A 21069-nucleotide genomic window follows, 5' to 3' on the forward strand; every position below is an offset into this window, starting at 1 on the left:
CTATGTTTATTATTAGTTTTATTTTAATACATGCTGTGTTTTGTTTTTACAGGTTTTTATTTTTAGATATTTATATTAGTATATTATTGTTAATATTATTAAATTTTAACTATTTATTTTTACTATAGTTGAATGTATATTTGTAGTTTTTGCTATTGAGTTTAGATTTTATGAGATTGTTTGTTTTTACTATTTATTTTTTTTGTTCGTATGTTTTTTTCAGCAATGCTCTAGCAGATAGTCAAAATTTATCAGGTCATGTGATTGTAGCGACATCAACTCGTCAAGAGATAGAAGATTTTATTGAAAAAAGAAAAAGAGCTGGTTTGCCACTTAGTTTTAATAAAGATTTTAACACTAACTTGCAAGGAGTAGATCTTAGTGGAATGAACTTAGATGGTGCTGTTTTTGAAGAAGTTGACTTATCAAATGCTAATATGAGTGAATCCAGTTTTTCTGGTGCTATGTTTGTTGATTGCAATTTGCATGGTGCAAATTTATCGCAAAGCGATTTATCTCGTGTAATGATAAAAAATAGTAATTTGCATAGTGCTACTTTACTACATTCTTTTTTATCCGCTGCCAATATCCAAGAATCAGATATGCGTTATGTTAATGGTGGTTTTTTAGGTTTTAATGATGCAAAAGTGCATAAATCAAACATGAGTAATGCAAATTTCTATAAAGTTGATTTATCTGGATCGTATATATCTGATAGCATTATGCATAACACAAGCCTTAGGAATTCAAATTTAGAACGTGTTCATTTGATGAGTATAAAAGGAAGTGATATTGACTTGTTTAGTTGTGATATGGATGGCATTAGAATTCAGAGTTCTTATATGCCTGGTGTTATGATGTATGGTGCATTTATGCATGATGGTGAGATAGTGAATAGCAATATGGAAGATGGTTATTTTGAATTCTCAAGTCTAATGAGTAGCAAGATTATCTTAACAGATTTACAAAATGCTAATCTTTTTGGCACAGATATATCAGATGTTAATTTTTATACATCAAATTTAAAAGGTGTTGATTTATCTGAAGCATTTCTGGAAAGTGTTTATGCTACTCGGATAAGTTTAGTTGGTGCAATTATGAATAATATTGTTATACAAAGCTCTGAGATAAATGAACTTGATGCACAAAACATAATTATGGGCAATGCAAAAATGCGTAACTTAATGATGAATGGAGTAGATTTTCGCAATGCATATATGTTGGGCGTAACTATTGACAATACTTCAATGCCATATGCAGTATTTAATGGTGCTAGAATAGATAAAAGTATTCTTACCAATATATCTGCAAATGATGCTTTAATGCAGAATGTTGCAGCCAGAAATGTTAAATTAAAAAATAGCTTTTTTGATAGAAGTGAGCTTATTAATGCCAATTTTAGCCACAGTTCTTTTTTTGAGACCAGTATGACCAATGTTCTTGCTAAGAGTGTTATTTTTAATAGCATATCCTTTGTGAAAGGTAATGTTAATGATTCAATTTTAAGGGATTCTTTTATGCGTAGTTCAGCATTGGTTGGTGTGGCAATGGATAAAGTTATGGTTAAAGATGTAGATTTAGGCTTATCATTTTTTATTAATACTGGACTTTCTCTGGATGTGGTTAATGTTATGAAAGGATTTGGTGCAATGTTTTCAAAAGATGATTTTATGGCAGTTGTTGCATCTGATATGGATTTCAGTGGTGTTAATTATTCATATGTTGATCTTAGTGGATTAGATCTTGAAGGTATTAATTTTAGTAATTCTATTATGGAAGGTATTAATTTGAGTGGTTCAAATCTTAGTGGTGCTAATTTTTCTGGAGCTAATTTAAGTTTTGCAAATATGAGTGGTGTTTTTGCACCACAGGTTAAGATGAATAATGCTATACTTTCTTATGCTAATATGCAAAATATCAATATATCAAAAGCAGATCTTACTAAAACTGATTTAACAGGAGTTAATATGAGAGGTTCTTATATCAAGGATGCAATATTTAAAGATGTGAGATCTAATAATATTAATTTTATTAATTATTTAAAAAAATATGCTGATTAATATGTATTGATACATATTTTTTACTTTTATTTGCTATTTTTTATTGGTATAGACTTGATTTATAATGTTAATGCAAAAAATATTTTATTTGTTTTTTTTGATTAGCTTGCTGCCATTTTATACTATTGCTGAGAATTATAATAAATGGTCGTTTAGCAAAAGAGAACTTTTTATGTTTAAGAAATCAATATTTTTGATAGAAGATGGCAAAAAAGATTTGGCTATTCGCTATACAAAAAAAATTAAAGATAAGGATATGGTCTCTCTTATAGAGACTGCTTATTATGCATATAATCACAACAACTATGATCTTAGCAAGATATCTTTTTTCAATAAAAAGAAGATTTCATCAAAAGTCAATTTTATTGAAAATACCAAAATTGATAAGGTAGATGATGTTGATAGACTGATTAAAGAAATAAGTGATGGTAGAGATAAACTTGGCTATCAAAAGAAGCTTATTGTGAAAACATGGGTAAAAACTAAGTTTTCCAAGACTCAAGAAGATAGATTTTTAAGCAAGTATGCTACACTGTTAAGCAAAGATGATCACATTAATAGGGCTGATCATATGTTGCAAAGTGGTGCTTATAATGCAGCACTTCGTTTAGTAAAGCATGTACCAATTTATTATAGACAGGTTATAGAAAGTCGAATAGCCTTAAAACTTGGTAAGAAATCAGCAGTATCTTCTGTGAAAAAAATTCCCAAAGGTTTAATTAATGAGCCTGGGCTGGTATATGATTTAATTGTTTATCAAAGAGGTCGCGCTCAACACAAGGGTAATGTGGATATGCTTTTATCAATTAAGCCAAGCACAGCATATGCTGAAAAATTTTGGCATTTAAAAAGATATTATGCAAGAGATTTTATTTATCTTAATGCTGGCAAGTCTAAGATTGCTGATAAAAGTGTTTATGACAAGGCATATAAGCTTGCAGCAAATCATAATCTTAGCTCAGGTGTTGATTTTTTTGATGCAGAGTGGTTGGCTGGCTGGATTGCATTGCGTTTTCTAAATAATTCTAATTTGGCAATAAAACATTTTACAACCCTACATAAATATGTAAGAAAGCCAATTAGTGTAGCTAGGGCAAATTACTGGTTAGGGCGATCTTATGATGCCATAGGTCAACGTTCTAAAGCTAATTTATATTATTCTAATGCAGGTAAATATTTTCATACATTTTATGGGCAACTCTCTATTTTAAAGCTTAAAAATAAAGTTGTTTTATCTATGCCTAAATATTCAATAGATGAAGCTGATTATCAGAAATATTATGAAAATATTTTTAATAAATACACATATATAGCATTGAATGCTGGTCAATTTAAGCTTGCAACAAGTTTGGCTAGTGTTTCTATGGATATGGCAAGAAGCAAAGGTGAGATTATACTTGCTATTAGGCAGATTATGAATTTTAATAGCCCTGATGTTGTTTTAGCAGCAGCACGTAAGGCTGATGGTAGAGGTGTTTTTTTGCCTCATGCCATGTATCCAACCATGGGTGAAAGGGAAAAGATGCAGAGTTGCAATGATATAATTAAGATGGCTATAATTAGACAGGAGAGTGGATTTGATAAAATGGCATTAAGTAGAGTTGGTGCTTTGGGATTAATGCAGATAATGCCCAAAACAGCAGAAGAGCTAGCTGTAAAGGCTGGTGTAGCATATAACAAAAAAATGCTTTTTGACCCTGAGTATAATATGAATTTGGGTAGCTTTTATATAATAGATTTATTGAAAAAAAATAAAAATTCTTTGGTATTAGCATTGTCATCATATAATGCAGGTCCATTTCAAGCCAATAGATGGGTATCTAATATGGGTGGTTTATCTAACTTAAGCATTGATGAACGTGTTGATTGGATTGAATCCATACCTTTTAACGAGACAAGAAATTATGTGCAGCGTATTTTGGAAAGTGTACAAATGTATAAGTATTTAGCAAACAACAATAAAAAGATTAGTCTACTGACTATGCATTTATTGAATGACTTGAAGTGAAGATATTATGTCATTGGATAACATATCTATTTATGTTCATTGGCCATTCTGTGCAAGTAAATGTCCTTATTGTTCATTTAATAGCTATGTGTCTAAAAATATTGACTCAGATAAGTGGATTTTAGCATATAGTACCGAGCTTAAGCGTTACAAAGATTTATTAAATGGCAAAAATCTTCAGTCTGTTTTTTTTGGTGGCGGTACACCAAGTCTTGCAGAACCAAGAATTATAGGTAGTTTTTTGGATAGTCTTACCAACTATGTTAATTTTAATAAAAATGTTGAAATTACACTAGAAGCTAATCCATCAACAGCTGATTTGAATAATATGTTTGACTTTAGATTGGCTGGCATTAATAGAGTATCTTTAGGAGTGCAGTCATTTAATGATAATTCCCTGTCATTGCTTGGAAGAAATCATGATGTGGAACAGGCAGTAAAAATGATTGAGATTGTATCAGATATTTTTGAAAATTATTCATTTGATTTGATCTATGCACTTCCAGATCAGGAAATGGTAGAATGGCTTGCTGATCTTAGTATGGCTATGAATTTTGTTGCTGGGCATTTATCTTTATACCAGCTTAGCTTTGATTCTGGTACTAAGTTTTACAAGGAAATGCTTTTAGGTAGAATGAAACCCAAGATGGATGAGCAGAGTGCAGTTATGTATTATACTACGAAATGTTTTCTGGAAAGTAAGGGTTTTGAGCACTATGAGGTTTCAAATTATTCGCGGTATGGAATGAAGTGTGTGCATAATTTGAACTATTGGACATATGGTGAATATTTGGGCATAGGCCCAGGTGCTGCTGGGCGTATTAAGAAAAATGGTAATGTTTATTCTACTTTGTCAATATCTAGTCCAAGCAAGTGGCTTGATGCTGCATGCTGCATTAATAACAATAATCATACTGTGAGTAGTGCTTTAAGTATTAAAGAACGTGCAATAGAATTTGTAGCAATGAATATGCGTATTAATTCAGGTTTTAATTTTCAAGATTTTAATATTAAAGTGGGTGGTAAAATTGATGACTTTGTTAATATGCCTAGATTAGAGCTTTTGCAGTCTACAAATTTTATAAATTTTGATGGCTGTGCAATTAGTGTTGCAGAAAATAGCAGACTGCTTACAGACTATATAACAGAATATATTATAATTTGAATATATGAAAATATCAGATTAGGGTTCTGTTTATCTCTTATTCCTAATGTTTTAAGCAATAAAAACTTGAAAAATATCTTTTATTATGTATATTATCTAAATTATATTATTGTTTAATTTTTTGAAAAATTTGGGGAATTAATGGGTCAGGTACCACAATTTACTATGCGTGAGTTGTTTAATGCATCTGTACATATGGGTCATAAAACAATGTTTCGGAATCCTTTGATGACACCATATATTTATGGTGAGATGAATACTGTGCATATAATAGATCTTAAAAAATCTTTTGGTTTGTTACATAGTGCACTGGAAGCTATGCATAATTGTGTATCAAAAGGTGGTAGAATTTTGTTTGTTGCCACCAAATATCAAGCCTCTGGTGTGGTGAAAGATGAGGCTAAGCGTTGTGGTCAATATTACATAACAAAAAGATGGTTGGGTGGTTTGTTTACTAATTGGAGTACTATATCTTTAACAATAAAGAATATGGAAAAGATGAGAGCTACACTGCAAGATCCAGATTGTAATCTTGTTAAAAAAGAACTTATGCAAATGCAACGTAAGCTCAATAAGATGGAAGAGTATTTTGGTGGCATAATAGATTTAGGTCGTTTGCCTGATATGATTTTTGTTATTGATGCTGTTCGTGAGAGTTTGGCAATAAAAGAAGCATCTAAGATTGGTATACCAATTGTGGCTATTTTAGACACAAATGCTGATCCTCGTTTGGTTAACTATCCAATACCTGGCAATGATGATTCAATGAGGGCAATTAAGTTATATTGCAGGTTGGCTGCAAATTCAATTGTTGATGGAATTAAAGATTCTGTTGCCATGAGTAAGGCAGCAGAATTAGAGAAAGAGGTTGCAATAAATGATGATAATCTGTCAAAATCTAATCAAGTGCTTACTAAAAAGGAACCTAAGGATTCCAAAATAAGCACAATGAATCAGAATGAGAAATAGCAAAAAAATAGGAGTATAGATTATGTCAATAAGTATTAAAGAAATTCAGACATTGCGCAGACTAACTGGTGTTGGGATTATGGATTGTAAATTAGCTCTTAAAGAAGCAGATGGTGACATTGAAGAGGCTAAGAGGCTTTTACGTATTAAAGGGTTAAATAAGACAAACAAGAGAGCTGACAGTGAGACTAATGAAGGTATAGTAGCTATATATAAAGATGAAAATGTGGCATCTATAATATTGCTTAGTTCAGAGACTGATTTTGTTGCTATGAATGTTAAGTTTAGCCAACTGGCTTGCAATATAGCTAAAATGGCCACAGAGAATTTAGATAAAGATAAGAATGAGCTATTGGCTGTTAAATATCTTGAATCTAACAATACTCTTGCTGAAGAGATCAAAGAAACAGCATTTGTTATGGGTGAAAATATTGCATTAAATAAGATTGATACACTGAGCATAAATAGTGGAGTGATCTCTTCCTATGTGCATGCTGGATCTGTGGCAGGAAGGATGGCTGCTTTGGTTGCTATTGAGTCCAATAGTGGTGTTAACGAGGATTTAAAAATGCTTGGCCATAAAATAGCAATGCATGTGGTGGCCACTGCACCACTTGCAATTGATATTGATCAATTGGATCCTATGATAGTAGAAAGAGAGTGTAGTGTTGTCCGTGAGCAAGCAATAGCCTCAGGTAAGCCAGAGAATATTGTAGAAAAGATTGTTGAAGGTAGATTGAATAAATTTTATCAAGAATCTGTGTTGTTGAAACAAGCATACTGTGCCAATAATTCATTGAGTATTTCCGATTTATTAATGCAGTATGCCAAAGATCATGATGTGCATCCAAAGATTATTGCTTATAAATTTTACAAAGTTGGTGAGAAGTAGTATTAATGGATTTTTTTACCATGCAGGAGAAGCCAAATAGAGTCTTAATTAAAGTTTCTGGTGAAGCTTTGGCTGGTAAAGTAGGATTTGGCTTGGATAATGATAAAATTGCAAGAATAGCTAGTGATATTTCAATTTTATATAAAATGGATATTGAAATTTGTCTTGTGATAGGTGGTGGAAATATACTACGTGGATCAGAGTTGTCATCAGTAGGATTTGTTAGAACAACTGCTGATTATATGGGAATGATAGCTACCATAATTAATGCACTGGCTTTGCAAAATGCAATAGAGAAGAGCAATATTGTATGTAGAGTTTTGTCTTCTATACCAATAACTGCAGTATGTGAGCCATATATTAAAAGACGTGCTGTACGTCATATGGAAAAAAAGAGGATTGTTATTTTTGCAGCTGGCACTGGTAATCCATTTTTTTCTACTGATACAGCTGCTGTATTGCGTGCTATAGAGACTGATTGTAATATTTTAATAAAGGCTACGCAAGTTGATGGGGTTTACTCATCTGATCCAAAGAAGAACTCTAATGCTGAGCGTTTTAAAAAAGTATCTTATGATGAACTTCTTTCAAAAAATTTAAAAGTTATGGATGCAGCAGCAATAGCATTGGCAAAAGATAATAATATTCCTATTATGGTTTGTAAATTAGATGAAATACTTAATGTTATTAATGGCAATGGTTTATACACTTTGATAAAAAATTAGGCAGGTGCAAATGGAAATATTAGACATTATACCACTTTTAAAAAAAGCTTTAGAGGTCTCTATTGTGAATTATAAAAAAGAGATTGCTGGCATAAGGACTGGATATGTTACTATATCTCTCTTGGATTCAGTTATGGTGAAAGTGTATGGTAATAATATGCCCATAACACAAGTTGCAAGTGTTTCTGTGCAAGATTCCCGTGTTTTGGTTGTGCAAGTTTGGGATTTAGATAATGTTGATGCAGTACAAAAAGCTATATTAGCATCTGATTTAGGTTTGGCGCCAATTATTGAGGGCAATGTGTTGCGAATAAATGTACCACCATTAAATCATGAAAGACGCCAAGAGATGGTTAGAGCTGTAGCTAAGTGTACTGAACGTTGTAGAATTGCACTTCGCAGTATACGCAGAAATCATGTTGATATGCTAAAGAACATTGACAGTGTCTCTAAGGATGCTTTGCATAAGACTACAACAGAGATAGATAGTGTTGTTGCAAAGTATAACAAGGATGTAGATAGTATTTTTGCAAAAAAAGAAGCAGAGATCATTGTGATCAAGTAATAATTATGGTGCCAAGGATGTTTTAAGTACATATTTTTCTACTTCATTTATGAGTGTATTTATTGCAATTGGTTTTGTGAGGTATGATTCACAACCGCTTTCCATTATTTTTTCCTCATCATGACGCATAGCAAAGGCTGTGATTGCTATAATTGGTATGTGATTCATTGAAGATGTATTTTTTATTTTTTTTATAAGATCCAATCCAGAGATTCCACCTAGCTGAATATCCATAAGTATAAGATGTGGCTTATATTTTTTTATTGCTCCAATAACATTATTTCCATCATTGATTGCCTCTATTTCAAATCCACAGTGTAATAAAATGTCAGTGAATAGCTTCATATTTAGCTCATTATCCTCTACAATAATGATTTTTTCATGCCTTTTGTTTGTCATTGTAATATATAATTGTGAATAATATTTAAAATAACACTTTTTAACTTTAAGGCAAGAGCAAGGATATGTTTACTATATATTTAAATTAAAAATTAATATAATAATATTATTATTAATTTATTTAACAATTAGTAAGATATTTTTATGTCAGAACATGCAAATGATCCAAGTAGAAGAGCTAATGATGCTGGTAATAATACCGAGCTGTTTAATGCTCTTAAAATACTAGAAGCAGAGGTGTTTAAGACTGGTGCTGCAAGATATATAACAGGACTTGATCCAAATGTTCCTTTACCATCTATTTTTGGCAATGATATTAAGAAGGCAGCACCTGGTGATAGTATTGCAATAACAACTGGAATTGATACACCTGTTGTTGGTGGCTTTGTGGCTACTGCAGGTATGAAGGATATTGATATAACTAGCGATAATCACAAATCTTTTACTCAGTACCATGCTGGAAACCAACATTATCAAGCTGATAGTGGTCATGGTATTGGTTAAATTTATTTTAATTTGTTATTATGTCTAGAGAATTTGTTGATTTTTGCAGCATTGTTTTAATTTTTTTTATAGTAGCACTTTCTATTTGTCTAACCCGTTCACATGAGATTGAATATTTTTTAGCAAGCTCACTTAATGTTACAGGTTGGCTTGCTAAATGTCTGCTCAATAATATATTTTTCTCACGTGCATTTAGGCATAATATTGCTTGATTTAAAAGCTTTTTTTTGTGAATCATTTCTTCTTCTTCTATATATAATTCTTCTTGATTTTTTGCTGTATCATGCAGAATATCTGCAACTTCTAGTCCACTATCATTATTAATTTGTATATTTATTGACTGATCTGGATTAGCTAGGCGATTTATAGTAGACTTTACATCTATCAAAGATGATGCACCAATTTTTTTTGATATGATTTTTACATCATCATTATTTAATCCATGGTTAAGATTGTTTGGTTTATCTAGAATTTTGTTTTTGATTTTAGACAAGTTATAAAACAATTTTTTTTGTGTTAAGGTGGTGCCTATTTTTACGAGTGACCATGATTCAATAATGTACTTATATATTGAAGCTTTAATCCACCACATGGCATATGTTGACAACCTAAAACCTTTATATGGGTTAAATTTTTTTATTGCCATCATCAATCCCAGATTACCTTCTGATATTAAGTCCATTATTGGCAAACCACAGAAGCTAAAACTTCTAGCTATTTTTACTACTAATTTTAAGTGGCTTTTGATAAGATTATGTGCTGATTTTATGCATTTTTTTTCAAACCAATTAATTGCTAAAATTTGTTCAGTATTCTTATCCAAAATTGGTATTGCATTTATTGTTCTAATATATTTTGACAGAACTGAATCTTGTGGAGCAAGAATAGCAAATGAACTCATTATATTAATAATTTTATAGATATAATTAAAAATAATATACCATGAAAATAATATATTATCAACTAATGCTGAATTGATAGGATGCATTATTAGTTTTTTTTGTAATAGTTTTATAAATATTTAGTACATTAATTATCCACAAAAGTGTGTATTGTTGTGTGAATAGTTTGTTTAATTACTGTGAATAAGTATTAGGTCTGATAAATAATTGTTTAATTGATTTCATGCTTACCTATTGATTGCTATCCACAAAAGTGTGTATTTGTATGTTAGATTTATGGTTATCAAATTTTGCAATGTGTTGAAATTGGTTCAGTCTTTGTTAGTCTTTGTGGAATTATTGAAGCGTTAATTTATAAATATAACAGTGATGTAGTAATAGGATATTTATTTTATATTAAAATGTTAATTATTTATATATTGATTTTTAATAAAAATACTATATCTTTATTAAGATAATAAAAATATTTTTGTGATAGTGCAAAATTGTATTAATTTAATTTGATATTTTAGTTACTATAATAGCACTTTATCTTGTTGACCATGTATGTGTGTTTTGTATAGAATAATAAATATATTGTAAGTGTTGGTTCATTGTGGTTTGGGCATTAAAAGATGTGTTAAGAGGCATTGCTGATAAATGTAGTTTGCTTCCTAAAAATTTAGCTGTTGACCTTGGTACTGCTAATACTTTGGTTTATTGTGAAGGTATGGGTGTTATTTTAAATGAGCCATCTGTTATTGCATTTGCACGTGATAGAAAGACAAATACTTTGACACCATCATTTTTTGGCGCTGATGCAAAATTAATGCTTGGCAAAACACCAGCTGATATAGAAGCCATAAGACCTATGAAAGATGGCGTTATAGCAGATTTTAAGGCAGCTGGCGAGATGATTAGACATTTTATTTCTGTTGCTAATAATAGAAAATACATCCTTGGTCCAATAATAGTTGTTTGTGTGCCATCAGGATCAACTCCAGTGGAAAGACGTGCTATACAAGATGCTGCTGAGAGTGCTGGGGCACGTGAAGTATTTTTGATAGAAGAGCCAATGGCTGCAGCAATTGGTGCAGGATTGCCAGTAACAGAACCAACTGGATCTATGATAGTTGATGTGGGGGGTGGTACAACAGAAGTTGCAATACTTTCCTTGGGTGGGATTGTGTATTCTAGATCAATAAGAGTTGGTGGTGATTTGATCGATGAATCTATACTTTCATATATTAGAAGGCATTATAATTTAGCTATTGGTGAAGCAACGGCAGAGCGTATAAAAAAACAAATAGGAACTGCTTTGCCACCACAATCAGGTGATGGTAAGGTTATGACAATCAAGGGTAGAGATTTAATACAAGGTGTGCCAAAAGAAATGGATTTATCAGAGCGTCAGATTGTTGAAAGTTTGATTGAACCAGTATCTCAAGTGGTTACTGCTGTTAAAAATGCATTGGAAAGTGTTCCACCTGAGCTAGCTGCAGATATTGTAGAGCGTGGAATTGCATTGTCTGGTGGTGGGGCATTATTGTCTAATATAGATAAAGTTATTAGCAATGCTACTGGTTTGCCAGTTTTTATTTCAAATGATCCTTTATGTTGTGTTGCATATGGAACTGGCAAGGTTTTAGAGTGCATGGATAAATTTAGATATGCTCTTTTTAGGCAGGAATAGTTGATTTATCTTGTTCTTCTGCTAGATTGTTTGGCATCATTGATGTTTTCTTCATTGCAGTTTCTGGATTATATTCTGCTTTATCAGGCTGTTTATTGCTGCTTGATTGCATATCACTAATTTCTGGTTGTTGTTGATCTGGATTTTTTGACATTTTTTCCATTATATCTTTTAAGTCAGAGTCAGAATGTTCATTTTCTCGTATATTTTCTTCTGATTTATCTGTGTTTGGTTTTTTGATAGAATCTGCTGGTATAACATTGAAATTCACTAGATCTTTAACAGTGCTTGATAATGAATTGCCTAATGGTTTATACCAAGCTGTAAAACTGGGTTCTCTATGGTTTACGTTCATTAGTGTATTGTTTATTTCTGTAGTTTTTCTTGTAATTGAACCATCCTCATTAGTATAGAAGTTTGCCTTCATATCTTTTGCAGTTGCAGTAATTATTTTTAGCCATGAGCCTAGATGATTGCTAATTATGCTGAAATATCTGCTGAAAAATCCATCAATAATGGCAATATTATGATGATGTGTTTCAATATCTGCTATGCCACCAGTTAACTCTAGAATTCCTTGCATTATTACTGATATTGCATAAAATAATTTGGCAGTGACTGCTGAGATTGTGCTTGGTTTTGTTGCCAGTGTTCTGTGCATATTATGAAAGCTGAAATTGTTGGCAAATACATCACCAATCCATATTGGCAATAGAACAAATATAGCAAATATACCGGTGAATATACAATATATTTGACTGCATATGATTTTGATTCTTGTATCTATGCCACCAGCACGATAATAGTATGTAGGAAATGATAGTATAGACGCAAAGAAATTAGCACAAGATTGTGCTAAGTGCCCTGTGTATGATATACTAAGCCCAACTATATATAATGCAGCTATTGCTGGGTGTGTGATATAATGTATGCATCTTGCAAGGATTGTTACTGCTTTTTTTTTATCTTTTATCAGTGATGTTATTTTGGCATTAATAATAGAGTTTATAGCTTGAGCTGCCTGTTGTATAATACTGCCAATAGTACCAAATATAACACTACATACCAGGCCAATAAGTTTGATAATAGTTTCTTGTGTGCTGAATATGAAATATAATACTCTGTTGAACCAAGCAAAAATATCAAACTCATTGTATTCAATAGTTATTGGTGGTGATATTGGGCTAATAAAAGGTGGCTCACAATAGGGTATTTTTATTGCCCTAGCCACTCTGTGATTAAATAGCTCTCTATCATCTGGTCTATGTAGATTGATTTTTGTGGTTGAGCTTGGTATTGAATAGTGCACTCCTTGTTGTTTTTTGGATTTTTGTATATACACACATGCTGCACCATAAGAGTTTATGTCATCTGAATATTTTTTGTATTTTTCCCAATAGTATTGATTATAACTTGGCTTTGTTAGGTGTGGATTTAAGAACATCTGATATACAAAGTGACCATTGTTATTGCATAATGGCTGATTGGTATTTGAGATTTTAATTATTGATAGGTAATATTTGCCAAATCCATGAATATCAAGAGAAAGAACATCACCAGGTTTTTTCTGCATATCTGGATATAGCTCTTGTAGTTGCCTAGGTGATATTTGTTCTATTGTATAGCTCCATTGTTCTAATGGATTGCCATCTGAACTAAGTATGTTTTGTGATAAAAACAGTGGGTTGCCAATTTTGTCATAGAGGTTGTTTCCATGAGGGTTATAGTAGTGGCATTGTTGTAAGTATTGATCTAGCCATGATAATCCCATAGTGAAATAAGCATATTATATAAATATTACTATAGTTTTACACATTTATTTGTTAAAGTGCAATACTTTGAATAACTATATTTTTTTAAGCACTGCTTCTTTAGTAATTTGGATTATAGTATCAGAGGCAGTTGCAATGCACATAGCATTTGTTTCTTCTATGCTTGTAATAGTGCCAATAATACCGCCATTGGTTATGATTTTATCGCCATTTTTTAGTGTATTTAACATTTGTTTATGCTCTTTAGAGCGTTTTTGCTGTGGATTTAATACTAAAAAATAAAATATAGCCATTATTACTAATAATGGAATAATATTTAGGCTTGATTTACTGATGCCATTAGATATTACTGAGGCTTTTTCTGGTAGGCTTGTAGTTGCTGATACTGTAGATATTAGGGTAAGCATTTGTTTTATATAAAAAATATAATTAATATTAATTATAGCATAAGCATTTCATTGCTACAATAATTCACAACATGCTATCAATATTATATACTAAAAGCCATGAGAGAAATTATATTTGTGTAAATAATGATTTTAGCTGATGCATCTATTAAAAAGATCTTTAAGATTATGGATAATGTTAATGGTGAGATAAGATTAGTAGGTGGTTGTGTCAGAGATCATATTTTATCTAGGAGGGCACATGATATAGATTTTGCCACAACCCTTGAGCCTAATGATGTTATGAAGGTTTTTACCTCTTGTGGTATAAAAGTTGTTCCTACGGGACTTAAGCATGGTACAATCACTTTGATTATAAATGGCTCTGGTTATGAAATAACTACTTTACGTAGAGATATTAATTGTGATGGTAGGTGGGCAAATATAGAGTTTACCAATGATTGGAAGGAAGATGCCAGAAGGCGTGATTTTACTTTTAATGCTATGTATATTGACAGTGTTGGAAATATTTATGATTATTTTGGCGGTAGACAGGACTTGAAAAATGGGCGATTGTGCTTTGTTGGCAATCCAGCCATTAGAATTGCTGAGGATTATTTGCGTATTTTGCGTGCTTTTCGTTTTTATTCTAGATTTTGTTCACAGCCATTAGATGATGGTATAAAATTTGCTATAAGATGTGCTGCAGAAAATATAAATAAGCTTTCAGGTGAGCGGATTTGTTTAGAAACAATGAGAATTTTAGCTCTAAAAAATGCCAGCATTGGATTTGCTTTGATGGTTAGTTGCGATGTGTTTTCATATGTTTTTTTATCAAATTCATCATCATTGGTGTGGTTGAATATGGCTGAAAAAATGGGATTTGAGAGCAATAAAGATTATGCATTACTGAAATTAGCATTATTGCTTAAGGAGAATAATATTAACAGGATGCCACTTTTTAGTAGATGGAAAATGTCAAATAAAGAAAAGAGCATGGTATCTTTTTTATTAGATAATGTTGAGCTTTATAGCTTAGATGTTTTATCAGATAATCTGAGAAGAATGATTAGAAAAATGGGCAGGGATAGATATATTAATTTGATTAAGATGGCATGTGTGGTTGATATAGTTTGCAGCATTAGAAATTTTATTAATGCTAAAGATATTGTTTATCATATTATAGCCAGAGCTGAAACAGAGATTATTCCACAAATACCAATATCTGGTAATGATTTGCTTAAGATTGGTTTGCATGGTAAGTTTATTGGTTTATGTATGGAAAAATGTTGGGATGTTTGGGAGGATAGTGCTTATAGTCTAGATAAGGATAGACTATTAGATGTTGCAGTTAAATATGCAGATGATTTAAGTTGTTGATCATAGACTCTAGTTGATGAATTGGCAATGAATTCATTGAGGAAATTTTTATCAATGATCTACAGTCACTTGATTTAAAGATTAATATTTTTATATTTGATATATTATTAATAACTCCTAACTAATAGTATTAATATTAACTATCATAATTGTTTTTCAATGTATGATTGTGTTGGGTTTATGCAAAAGGAAGAATGTCTGTATATCATTTATACTGTTTGAAAATAAAGCATTTTGTGCTTTGCTAAAACAGCCTGTAAAATTAACTAGAGATGCATAATGTTGTCTCTGTATGCGGCTGGGTTTGTTATCAATATATTATAGGATAAATAATTTTTACTAATGATCTCACATTAATCATGGTTTTTCTATTAACAATTATTTTTTAAATAAAGCTCGACTACATTAGTGATTATTGTGATTTTATCAGGATTGATGATTGAACTTAAGTCAATATTGGTTATTTTTAGTTAATGAACTATAATCAAAAGTTTTAAAAATAAGCATCATTACCATAAAAACAAGATTTTTGTTTATATTATGGTTTGTGTTTTGTTAATTTTGTTATATTTAATTAAAATTTATGCTGTATTAGTGGCTTTTGATTATACAATGTGTTTGCTGGATTAATTTATTTTTTGATTTAGTTTTCATCTATCAACTACATTATAGTGTTTTTATTGGGTTACGATTTCAAGAGTCTAGGTATAATTTTATTTTCATTATTTATTGTTTTATGCATAATTAATGTTTTACTTGTGTGCAGTATTTGCTTTAGGTTTGTAATTTTTTCTATAATTTTGGTTTATGGAGCTTATTTTCTAATTGATTTTGATATAGCTATATATTTTTAGTGTTTATGATTAAGTGTATGTAATTTGCTATAAGCACATTTTTAATCTCTGATTGGGGCTTATTTTATTCTAAATTAGAATTTTCTAGTTGTTTGTGACATAAGTTGCATGATTTGATTATATTGTGAAATTTTGCTAAAAGTAATTGATTTGAGATTTTGAATAGTGGATTATTTTTTCATTGAATTTTTTATAAGATCTATAGCTCTTACAGATATTAATTGTTTATTTTGATTATTAAACTAGCTAAAAAATATTTATACTACAACTGCAAACATATTATTAACTTTGAGCTATACCTGTGTAGTAAATAATCTATCCTGTCAATTTTTAAATAAATAGAGCACTAAAAATATTAATTTTGTATTTTTAAATTGGATTGCTTAGATATAGATTCATTTAAGAGGAAATAATTTTTAGCTGAGATGTTCTATGTTAGCTTTATGCACACATCAATATTGTACTCTATCTTTTTACAATTAGCATTAGCAAAAGAACTAGTTGTCCAGATATTTAATGTTAATTTAAAATATTGTAAGTTTTGTTACAAAAGGCAGTAAGCTTGACTGTTGTTGTAATTCTTGGTATTATTTGCACTATAGAAAATAAGGGGGCATAGCTCAGTGGTAGAGCATCTGCCTTGCACGCAGAGGGTCGGGAGTTCGACTCTCCCTGCCTCCACCTTTATAAATGATTTATACTTTACTTTAATATTTCATTAGCCAAAAGTATCATTACTAACAATTACAAACATATTGTTAACTTTGTAGCTGTATTTTTACAATAAATAGTTAGTATATTTTATTAATTTTTAAATAAATTTAGTGTTAAAAATATTAATTTTATTTTCTTAAACTGGATTGTTCAGATATGGGTTGATTGTTTAAATGTTTTTTGAAAATATGCAAATATTTTAGAAAATAGAAGTTTTGCTGTATATTTTAAGAAATTTAAATATTTAGTTTGAGTTGGATAATGCTAAACTGTTAAGAATAAATGCAAAGGTTTTTGATATATATTAAAGTTTTAAATAATTAAAAATTAATTACCTAATAAAAACATGTTATTTTTTGCAAAGATTGTATTCTATGAGTTTTGTAAAAATTTTAAGATGATTCTACAAGATAAGAAATTTTTATTATAAAATAAAATATTTGTAGTAGCTATATACAAATTTGACTTTCTATCAACAGCTAATATGAAAGCAAGGGAATTGTGCTATAGAAGATAAATATAAAATGCTCAAAGTAGGAGTTTATATGAATAATTTATCATTAGAAGAATATGTTGAAAATAGTATAAGTGTAAGAAATATATTGATGAATGTATTAGCATAAATTACAAAAAAAGTTAAAAATAGATTAAAGAGAAAAAAGATAAGAAAAATAGCAACAAAGCTAATTATTAGTTTTGTATATATTTAATTGTTGAGTAAATTTTAACTAAAAATGTTTTTGTCATTAAGTAATTAAAATATTATTTTTAGGAGTTGGAGAATTAAAAATAGCTTAATTTTTGTTGGAAAAGACATTGATGTTATCATTTGGGGCAATAGCTATATGTATGATGCTAAAGCTAAGAGATTGTTTTGCCAAGAAAAGGTGCTGTTAGCATTGCAAAATAGTTTAAATAGTTATTTTTAGTTAAGGTTGTGTATATTTGTATGTTAGCTAATAGCATTTTAATTATATTAGCTATAATTTATTTATTACATTAATGCTATTTAAATTTGTTTATAGTGTCTTGCATGATTTGGTTGACAAATGAACTGTTTTTATCTATATTTTTTATGCGGGATAGAGCAGTCCGGTAGCTCGTCAGGCTCATAATCTGAAGGTCGTAGGTTCAAATCCTACTCCCGCAACCATTAGCTTATAATGAATTGTATTAAAGATATTTAGAGATAATTTTATACATAAGCTTCAGTTTTTGTATTACTTGTACATAGATTATATTTTTATAGATGTAGTTCATTATTTTTACAAAAATTATCTTATAGCTGTAGAATACTTTTATTCATATAAAACCTACTGGTTTTTTGCAAATGGGCATTTAGATTATAAAGTTGAGGTTTTTTGATACCTCTAATGTATAAATGTTCTGCACTTCAAAATTGACAACAATCCATTAAAGAAATTTTTGAAAATTCATATCTTTTATCATTGTTTTTAGATTTTTACAGATTTGGAGAGATAAAGTGTATTTTCATGAGGTTAATGTTGTAATTAAGTACTAATATTTTAAAGTTTTAAGAGAGAATGGCAAAAACAATGAAAAATAATATATTAAAATAAGGAATTGTTAAGTTTTAATGGAATAGTTTATTGGGGCATATAACACTCCATTTTAATATTAGGCAGATATAATAGAGTTGTAATGGCTTAGACTAAAAAGTTATTAATTTGTTGATTATATTATGATAATAACATTAAAAGAAAGTTCAAAGTAATAAAGTTTATTGTTGACATGCATTTAATGCAAGAAAGATTGAGATATTTTGTTACTATTGTTAAAAGGTTGTAAATATTAAGATAAAGATGTGGCAGAGCTATTAGTATTAATTTAATTCTAATAATAGAATGTTTACATATGAAAATGTTTTCTTGATCAAAGAAGAGAAAGTTAAAGTATATTGCACAATTAATTTTTAGATACATTGTGTTAGTATAGTAAACAGTTATTTTTATATTAAATAATAATTAAATTATTTATAATAAAATATTAATTCTTGAAATAGGAGTTTTAATATCTTAAAGAGGCGATAATGATATCTGTAATTTTTAGAATGCAACAGTCATTGGCATGGTATGCTGTGACTAGAATACCACCAGAATATCAGCAAGGCGCCTATCCAACACAAGGCTATCAGCAAGGCGCCTATCCAACACAAGGCTATCAGCAAGGTACCTATCCAACACAAGGCTATCAGCAAGGTGCCTATCCAACACAAGGCTATCAGCAAGATGCTTATTCAGCGCAATATTGGAAGAATCAAATACCTAGATGTTTGGGGAATGGTGTGCCAAATTATTATGATGCAGCAACTATGATACATCTGTATACAGGCATTCCTTTGATCAATATGATAAATCCAAATTATAGAGACCAATCAGTTGTTGATATAGATCTCAACATCCTTAATCCCAAGCAAATTGCATCATTGAGTTTTTTTGAAAAAATTTTATTGGCCGAGAATGGGACTAGAAATATAGGTGATTATTTTTCATCTATAGAAAATCATAGAGACAATGTAATAACTTTCCAAATAGCACCTGATATTCTCTCAGATATTGCTGCAAAAAATAGAATTATGTATGCTGCATCTACTGACCAAAAAGTAAAAAATATGGCAGTTTCAAATATCAAGAATGTAAAAGAACCATTTAGAGGAAATAAAGCAGTTAAAGTAGTGGCTGGTGGTGTTGGAATTGGCATTTTTGTTCCTGGCACAGTGGCAATGGGCTCTCTTTTAGCAGTGTCCATTGGTGCTGCAAGTGCAGCAGCAAGTGCAGCATCAACATTTTTATTGATTTTTGGACTACCAGCTTTATTATGTCTAGGTCTTTCAATAGGATCAATTGCATTGTTAAAATCTGGTTTGGGTAAAAGTGCACAAGTTAAAACTAATGAGAATAATGATATAACAAAATTGGATAAAGTTAATGATAATTTAAATCATAATAGATTGCAAAATACCACGGTAGATAAAGTATGCACTAGGTTGGTACAGAATAAATTTAACAGAGAAGTAGATAGTGCAAATCGTGATAAAGATTTAACTGTGTCGAGCAATGCTGTTAGTTCAGATGAACTTAGTATGCAAAATGCAGCTTATGAACAAAGCAAGCTTAACAAAAAATAGTTTTATAGGTTCTTTATGCCATTAGAAAATAGATACTTAAGTTTAGCAAATGTTGATTTCAGGTTTAACTTACGAAATAGAAGAAAAATAGGAAAATACAATCCAGTATTTTGGCATCATTTTCTTCAAGGTAAATATAAAACAATATCTGCTGCAAATTTTTTTAATGCTGTGACTGACATACCATTTAAATATGTTAATTCTAATAAAGGTGATGATAATGAGTATAGCAAGATTACTATTAATACAATGGATTTAGAAGTAAATCATTTAGAAAAGTTACGTAAGCTTGAAAAATTTCTTCTTGCAGAGAATTATAATGCAAGAAATCATCATTCTATGATGCAAAATGCTGAAGTGAGTTGTTGTGAGAAGTACATAGATGGTGTTAAAACATATGATGTATCTTTTTATATACCAAGTAGGATGTTGCATAATGAGAAATCAATAAATGGCATTATGCATGCTTTGGCTACTGATAAAGATGATAAGAACATTTTAATGCAGAGAATGTTAAGCAGTAAACAGGCTATTGGTCATGGTATGTTCTTTGTTGCTGGTGTTTTGTTTGCTGGTTTTGTTGCTGCAGTAGTATTGCTTGCACTGCATATGATTACATTGCCAGCATTGCCAATTTCTATCACCATAGCATCTGCTGCTGCATGTTTAGCATTGCCAACTTCTCTTTTAGGAATAGGGTCATTGTTTGTTAAGTCAGGGAACAATAATGACAAAGAAATTCATGAAAGAACTGCTGTATTAGAAGCAAAGGCAAGTGAATTAGGGTCAATACCAAGTATTACTGCACATAATTTGAGCCCAAGCATTAACAAAAGCCAGCAAGCGAAGAAGAGTGCTAGTTTGGATAATGATATTTTGCCATATATTAATGATGGAGATGTTATTTCAAGCAATGTTAGAAGTGATATAGATAGAAGAAGTGGTTAATTAGCT

16 protein-coding genes and 2 tRNA genes are annotated in these 21069 nt (G+C 30.4%); 14 read left to right on the plus strand and 4 right to left on the minus strand.

The annotated features are described in order from the left end of the window. Positions 1–170 precede the first annotated feature (170 nt). From AABI72_RS02685 to frr, 7 genes are all read left to right on the plus strand, one after another. A complete protein-coding gene (locus tag AABI72_RS02685) occupies positions 171–2060 on the plus strand; it encodes a pentapeptide repeat-containing protein (RefSeq protein WP_338364158.1) in 1890 nt (629 codons plus the stop codon). A gap of 70 nt (positions 2061–2130) precedes the next feature. Continuing rightward, positions 2131–4068: a lytic transglycosylase domain-containing protein gene (locus AABI72_RS02690; RefSeq protein WP_338364160.1), complete on the plus strand. Its 1938-nt coding sequence runs from the start codon at positions 2131–2133 to the stop codon at positions 4066–4068. A 7-nt stretch (positions 4069–4075) separates the two neighbouring features. Then, on the plus strand, positions 4076–5233 hold the full coding sequence (gene hemW, locus AABI72_RS02695; protein ID WP_338364162.1) for a radical SAM family heme chaperone HemW: 1158 nt from the start codon (positions 4076–4078) through the stop codon (positions 5231–5233). A gap of 141 nt (positions 5234–5374) precedes the next feature. After that, the gene (gene rpsB, locus AABI72_RS02700; RefSeq protein WP_338364164.1) at positions 5375–6202 is read left to right on the plus strand and encodes a 30S ribosomal protein S2; all 828 of its coding nucleotides are present in this window, start codon (positions 5375–5377) and stop codon (positions 6200–6202) included. Between the two features lie 22 nt (positions 6203–6224). Further along, on the plus strand, positions 6225–7094 hold the full coding sequence (gene tsf / locus AABI72_RS02705) for a translation elongation factor Ts (protein WP_338364166.1): 870 nt from the start codon (positions 6225–6227) through the stop codon (positions 7092–7094). A 5-nt stretch (positions 7095–7099) separates the two neighbouring features. Continuing rightward, positions 7100–7819 carry a UMP kinase gene (gene pyrH / locus AABI72_RS02710; protein WP_338364168.1) on the plus strand — a complete coding sequence of 240 codons (720 nt, stop codon included), beginning with the start codon at positions 7100–7102 and terminating at the stop codon, positions 7817–7819. Between the two features lie 10 nt (positions 7820–7829). Then, positions 7830–8384: a ribosome recycling factor gene (frr, locus tag AABI72_RS02715; protein ID WP_338364170.1), complete on the plus strand. Its 555-nt coding sequence runs from the start codon at positions 7830–7832 to the stop codon at positions 8382–8384. A 3-nt stretch (positions 8385–8387) separates the two neighbouring features. Here the strand turns inward: frr and AABI72_RS02720 are convergent, their stop codons facing one another. Next, positions 8388–8783 (minus strand): response regulator, encoded by a 396-nt coding sequence (locus AABI72_RS02720; protein WP_338364172.1) that lies wholly within the window; start codon positions 8781–8783, stop codon positions 8388–8390. A gap of 144 nt (positions 8784–8927) precedes the next feature. Here AABI72_RS02720 and AABI72_RS02725 point away from each other — a divergent pair, with 144 nt between their 5' ends. Then, the gene (locus tag AABI72_RS02725) at positions 8928–9287 is read left to right on the plus strand and encodes a hypothetical protein (RefSeq protein ID WP_338364173.1); all 360 of its coding nucleotides are present in this window, start codon (positions 8928–8930) and stop codon (positions 9285–9287) included. Between the two features lie 7 nt (positions 9288–9294). On the opposite strand, the gene AABI72_RS02730 is transcribed toward AABI72_RS02725, so the two are convergent. After that, positions 9295–10188, minus strand: a complete 894-nt coding sequence (locus AABI72_RS02730; protein ID WP_338364174.1) for an RNA polymerase factor sigma-32 — start codon at positions 10186–10188, stop codon at positions 9295–9297. Between the two features lie 629 nt (positions 10189–10817). Here AABI72_RS02730 and AABI72_RS02735 point away from each other — a divergent pair. Continuing rightward, positions 10818–11861 (plus strand): rod shape-determining protein, encoded by a 1044-nt coding sequence (locus AABI72_RS02735; protein WP_338364192.1) that lies wholly within the window; start codon positions 10818–10820, stop codon positions 11859–11861. Here AABI72_RS02735 and AABI72_RS02740 read toward each other — a convergent pair. Both AABI72_RS02740 and yajC read right to left on the minus strand, forming a co-directional pair. Next, positions 11848–13632, minus strand: coding sequence for a hypothetical protein (locus AABI72_RS02740; RefSeq protein ID WP_338364175.1), 1785 nt, complete (start codon positions 13630–13632; stop codon positions 11848–11850). The genes AABI72_RS02735 and AABI72_RS02740 overlap by 14 nt on opposite strands. A 75-nt stretch (positions 13633–13707) precedes the next feature. Next, positions 13708–14040 carry a preprotein translocase subunit YajC gene (gene yajC / locus AABI72_RS02745; protein ID WP_338364176.1) on the minus strand — a complete coding sequence of 111 codons (333 nt, stop codon included), beginning with the start codon at positions 14038–14040 and terminating at the stop codon, positions 13708–13710. A gap of 126 nt (positions 14041–14166) precedes the next feature. Here yajC and AABI72_RS02750 point away from each other — a divergent pair, with 126 nt between their 5' ends. The 5 genes from AABI72_RS02750 (at position 14167) to AABI72_RS02770 (ending at position 21063) form a co-directional block, all read left to right on the plus strand. After that, on the plus strand, positions 14167–15399 hold the full coding sequence (locus tag AABI72_RS02750) for a CCA tRNA nucleotidyltransferase (protein ID WP_338364177.1): 1233 nt from the start codon (positions 14167–14169) through the stop codon (positions 15397–15399). Positions 15400–16862: 1463 nt separating this feature from the next. Then, positions 16863–16934: transfer RNA gene (locus tag AABI72_RS02755), tRNA-Ala, on the plus strand. A 1109-nt stretch (positions 16935–18043) separates the two neighbouring features. Next, positions 18044–18120 (plus strand) — tRNA-Met (locus AABI72_RS02760). 897 nt (positions 18121–19017) lie between these two features. Further along, on the plus strand, positions 19018–20115 hold the full coding sequence (locus AABI72_RS02765; RefSeq protein WP_338364178.1) for a hypothetical protein: 1098 nt from the start codon (positions 19018–19020) through the stop codon (positions 20113–20115). 15 nt (positions 20116–20130) lie between these two features. Beyond that, entirely contained in the window at positions 20131–21063 is a 933-nt protein-coding gene (locus tag AABI72_RS02770) for a hypothetical protein (RefSeq protein WP_338364179.1), read from the plus strand. Positions 21064–21069: the final 6 nt, after the last annotated feature.

Origin of the sequence: Candidatus Xenohaliotis californiensis (assembly GCF_963930935.1) — a bacterium.
GTDB classification, from domain to species: domain Bacteria; phylum Pseudomonadota; class Alphaproteobacteria; order Rickettsiales; family CAWVOK01; genus Xenohaliotis; species Xenohaliotis californiensis.

Bases quoted from the DNA above. Each gene is read 5' to 3' on its own strand.
- AABI72_RS02685 (WP_338364158.1), top strand. From the start codon at position 171: ATGAGATTGTTTGTTTTTACTATTTATTTTTTTTGTTCGTATGTTTTT.
- AABI72_RS02690 (WP_338364160.1), top strand. From the start codon at position 2,131: ATGCAAAAAATATTTTATTTGTTTTTTTTGATTAGCTTGCTGCCATTT.
- hemW (WP_338364162.1), top strand. From the start codon at position 4,076: ATGTCATTGGATAACATATCTATTTATGTTCATTGGCCATTCTGTGCA.
- rpsB (WP_338364164.1), top strand. From the start codon at position 5,375: ATGGGTCAGGTACCACAATTTACTATGCGTGAGTTGTTTAATGCATCT.
- tsf (WP_338364166.1), top strand. From the start codon at position 6,225: ATGTCAATAAGTATTAAAGAAATTCAGACATTGCGCAGACTAACTGGT.
- pyrH (WP_338364168.1), top strand. From the start codon at position 7,100: ATGGATTTTTTTACCATGCAGGAGAAGCCAAATAGAGTCTTAATTAAA.
- frr (WP_338364170.1), top strand. From the start codon at position 7,830: ATGGAAATATTAGACATTATACCACTTTTAAAAAAAGCTTTAGAGGTC.
- AABI72_RS02720 (WP_338364172.1), bottom strand. From the start codon at position 8,783: ATGACAAACAAAAGGCATGAAAAAATCATTATTGTAGAGGATAATGAG.
- AABI72_RS02725 (WP_338364173.1), top strand. From the start codon at position 8,928: ATGTCAGAACATGCAAATGATCCAAGTAGAAGAGCTAATGATGCTGGT.
- AABI72_RS02730 (WP_338364174.1), bottom strand. From the start codon at position 10,188: ATGAGTTCATTTGCTATTCTTGCTCCACAAGATTCAGTTCTGTCAAAA.
- AABI72_RS02740 (WP_338364175.1), bottom strand. From the start codon at position 13,632: ATGGGATTATCATGGCTAGATCAATACTTACAACAATGCCACTACTAT.
- yajC (WP_338364176.1), bottom strand. From the start codon at position 14,040: ATGCTTACCCTAATATCTACAGTATCAGCAACTACAAGCCTACCAGAA.
- AABI72_RS02750 (WP_338364177.1), top strand. From the start codon at position 14,167: ATGATTTTAGCTGATGCATCTATTAAAAAGATCTTTAAGATTATGGAT.
- AABI72_RS02765 (WP_338364178.1), top strand. From the start codon at position 19,018: ATGATATCTGTAATTTTTAGAATGCAACAGTCATTGGCATGGTATGCT.
- AABI72_RS02770 (WP_338364179.1), top strand. From the start codon at position 20,131: ATGCCATTAGAAAATAGATACTTAAGTTTAGCAAATGTTGATTTCAGG.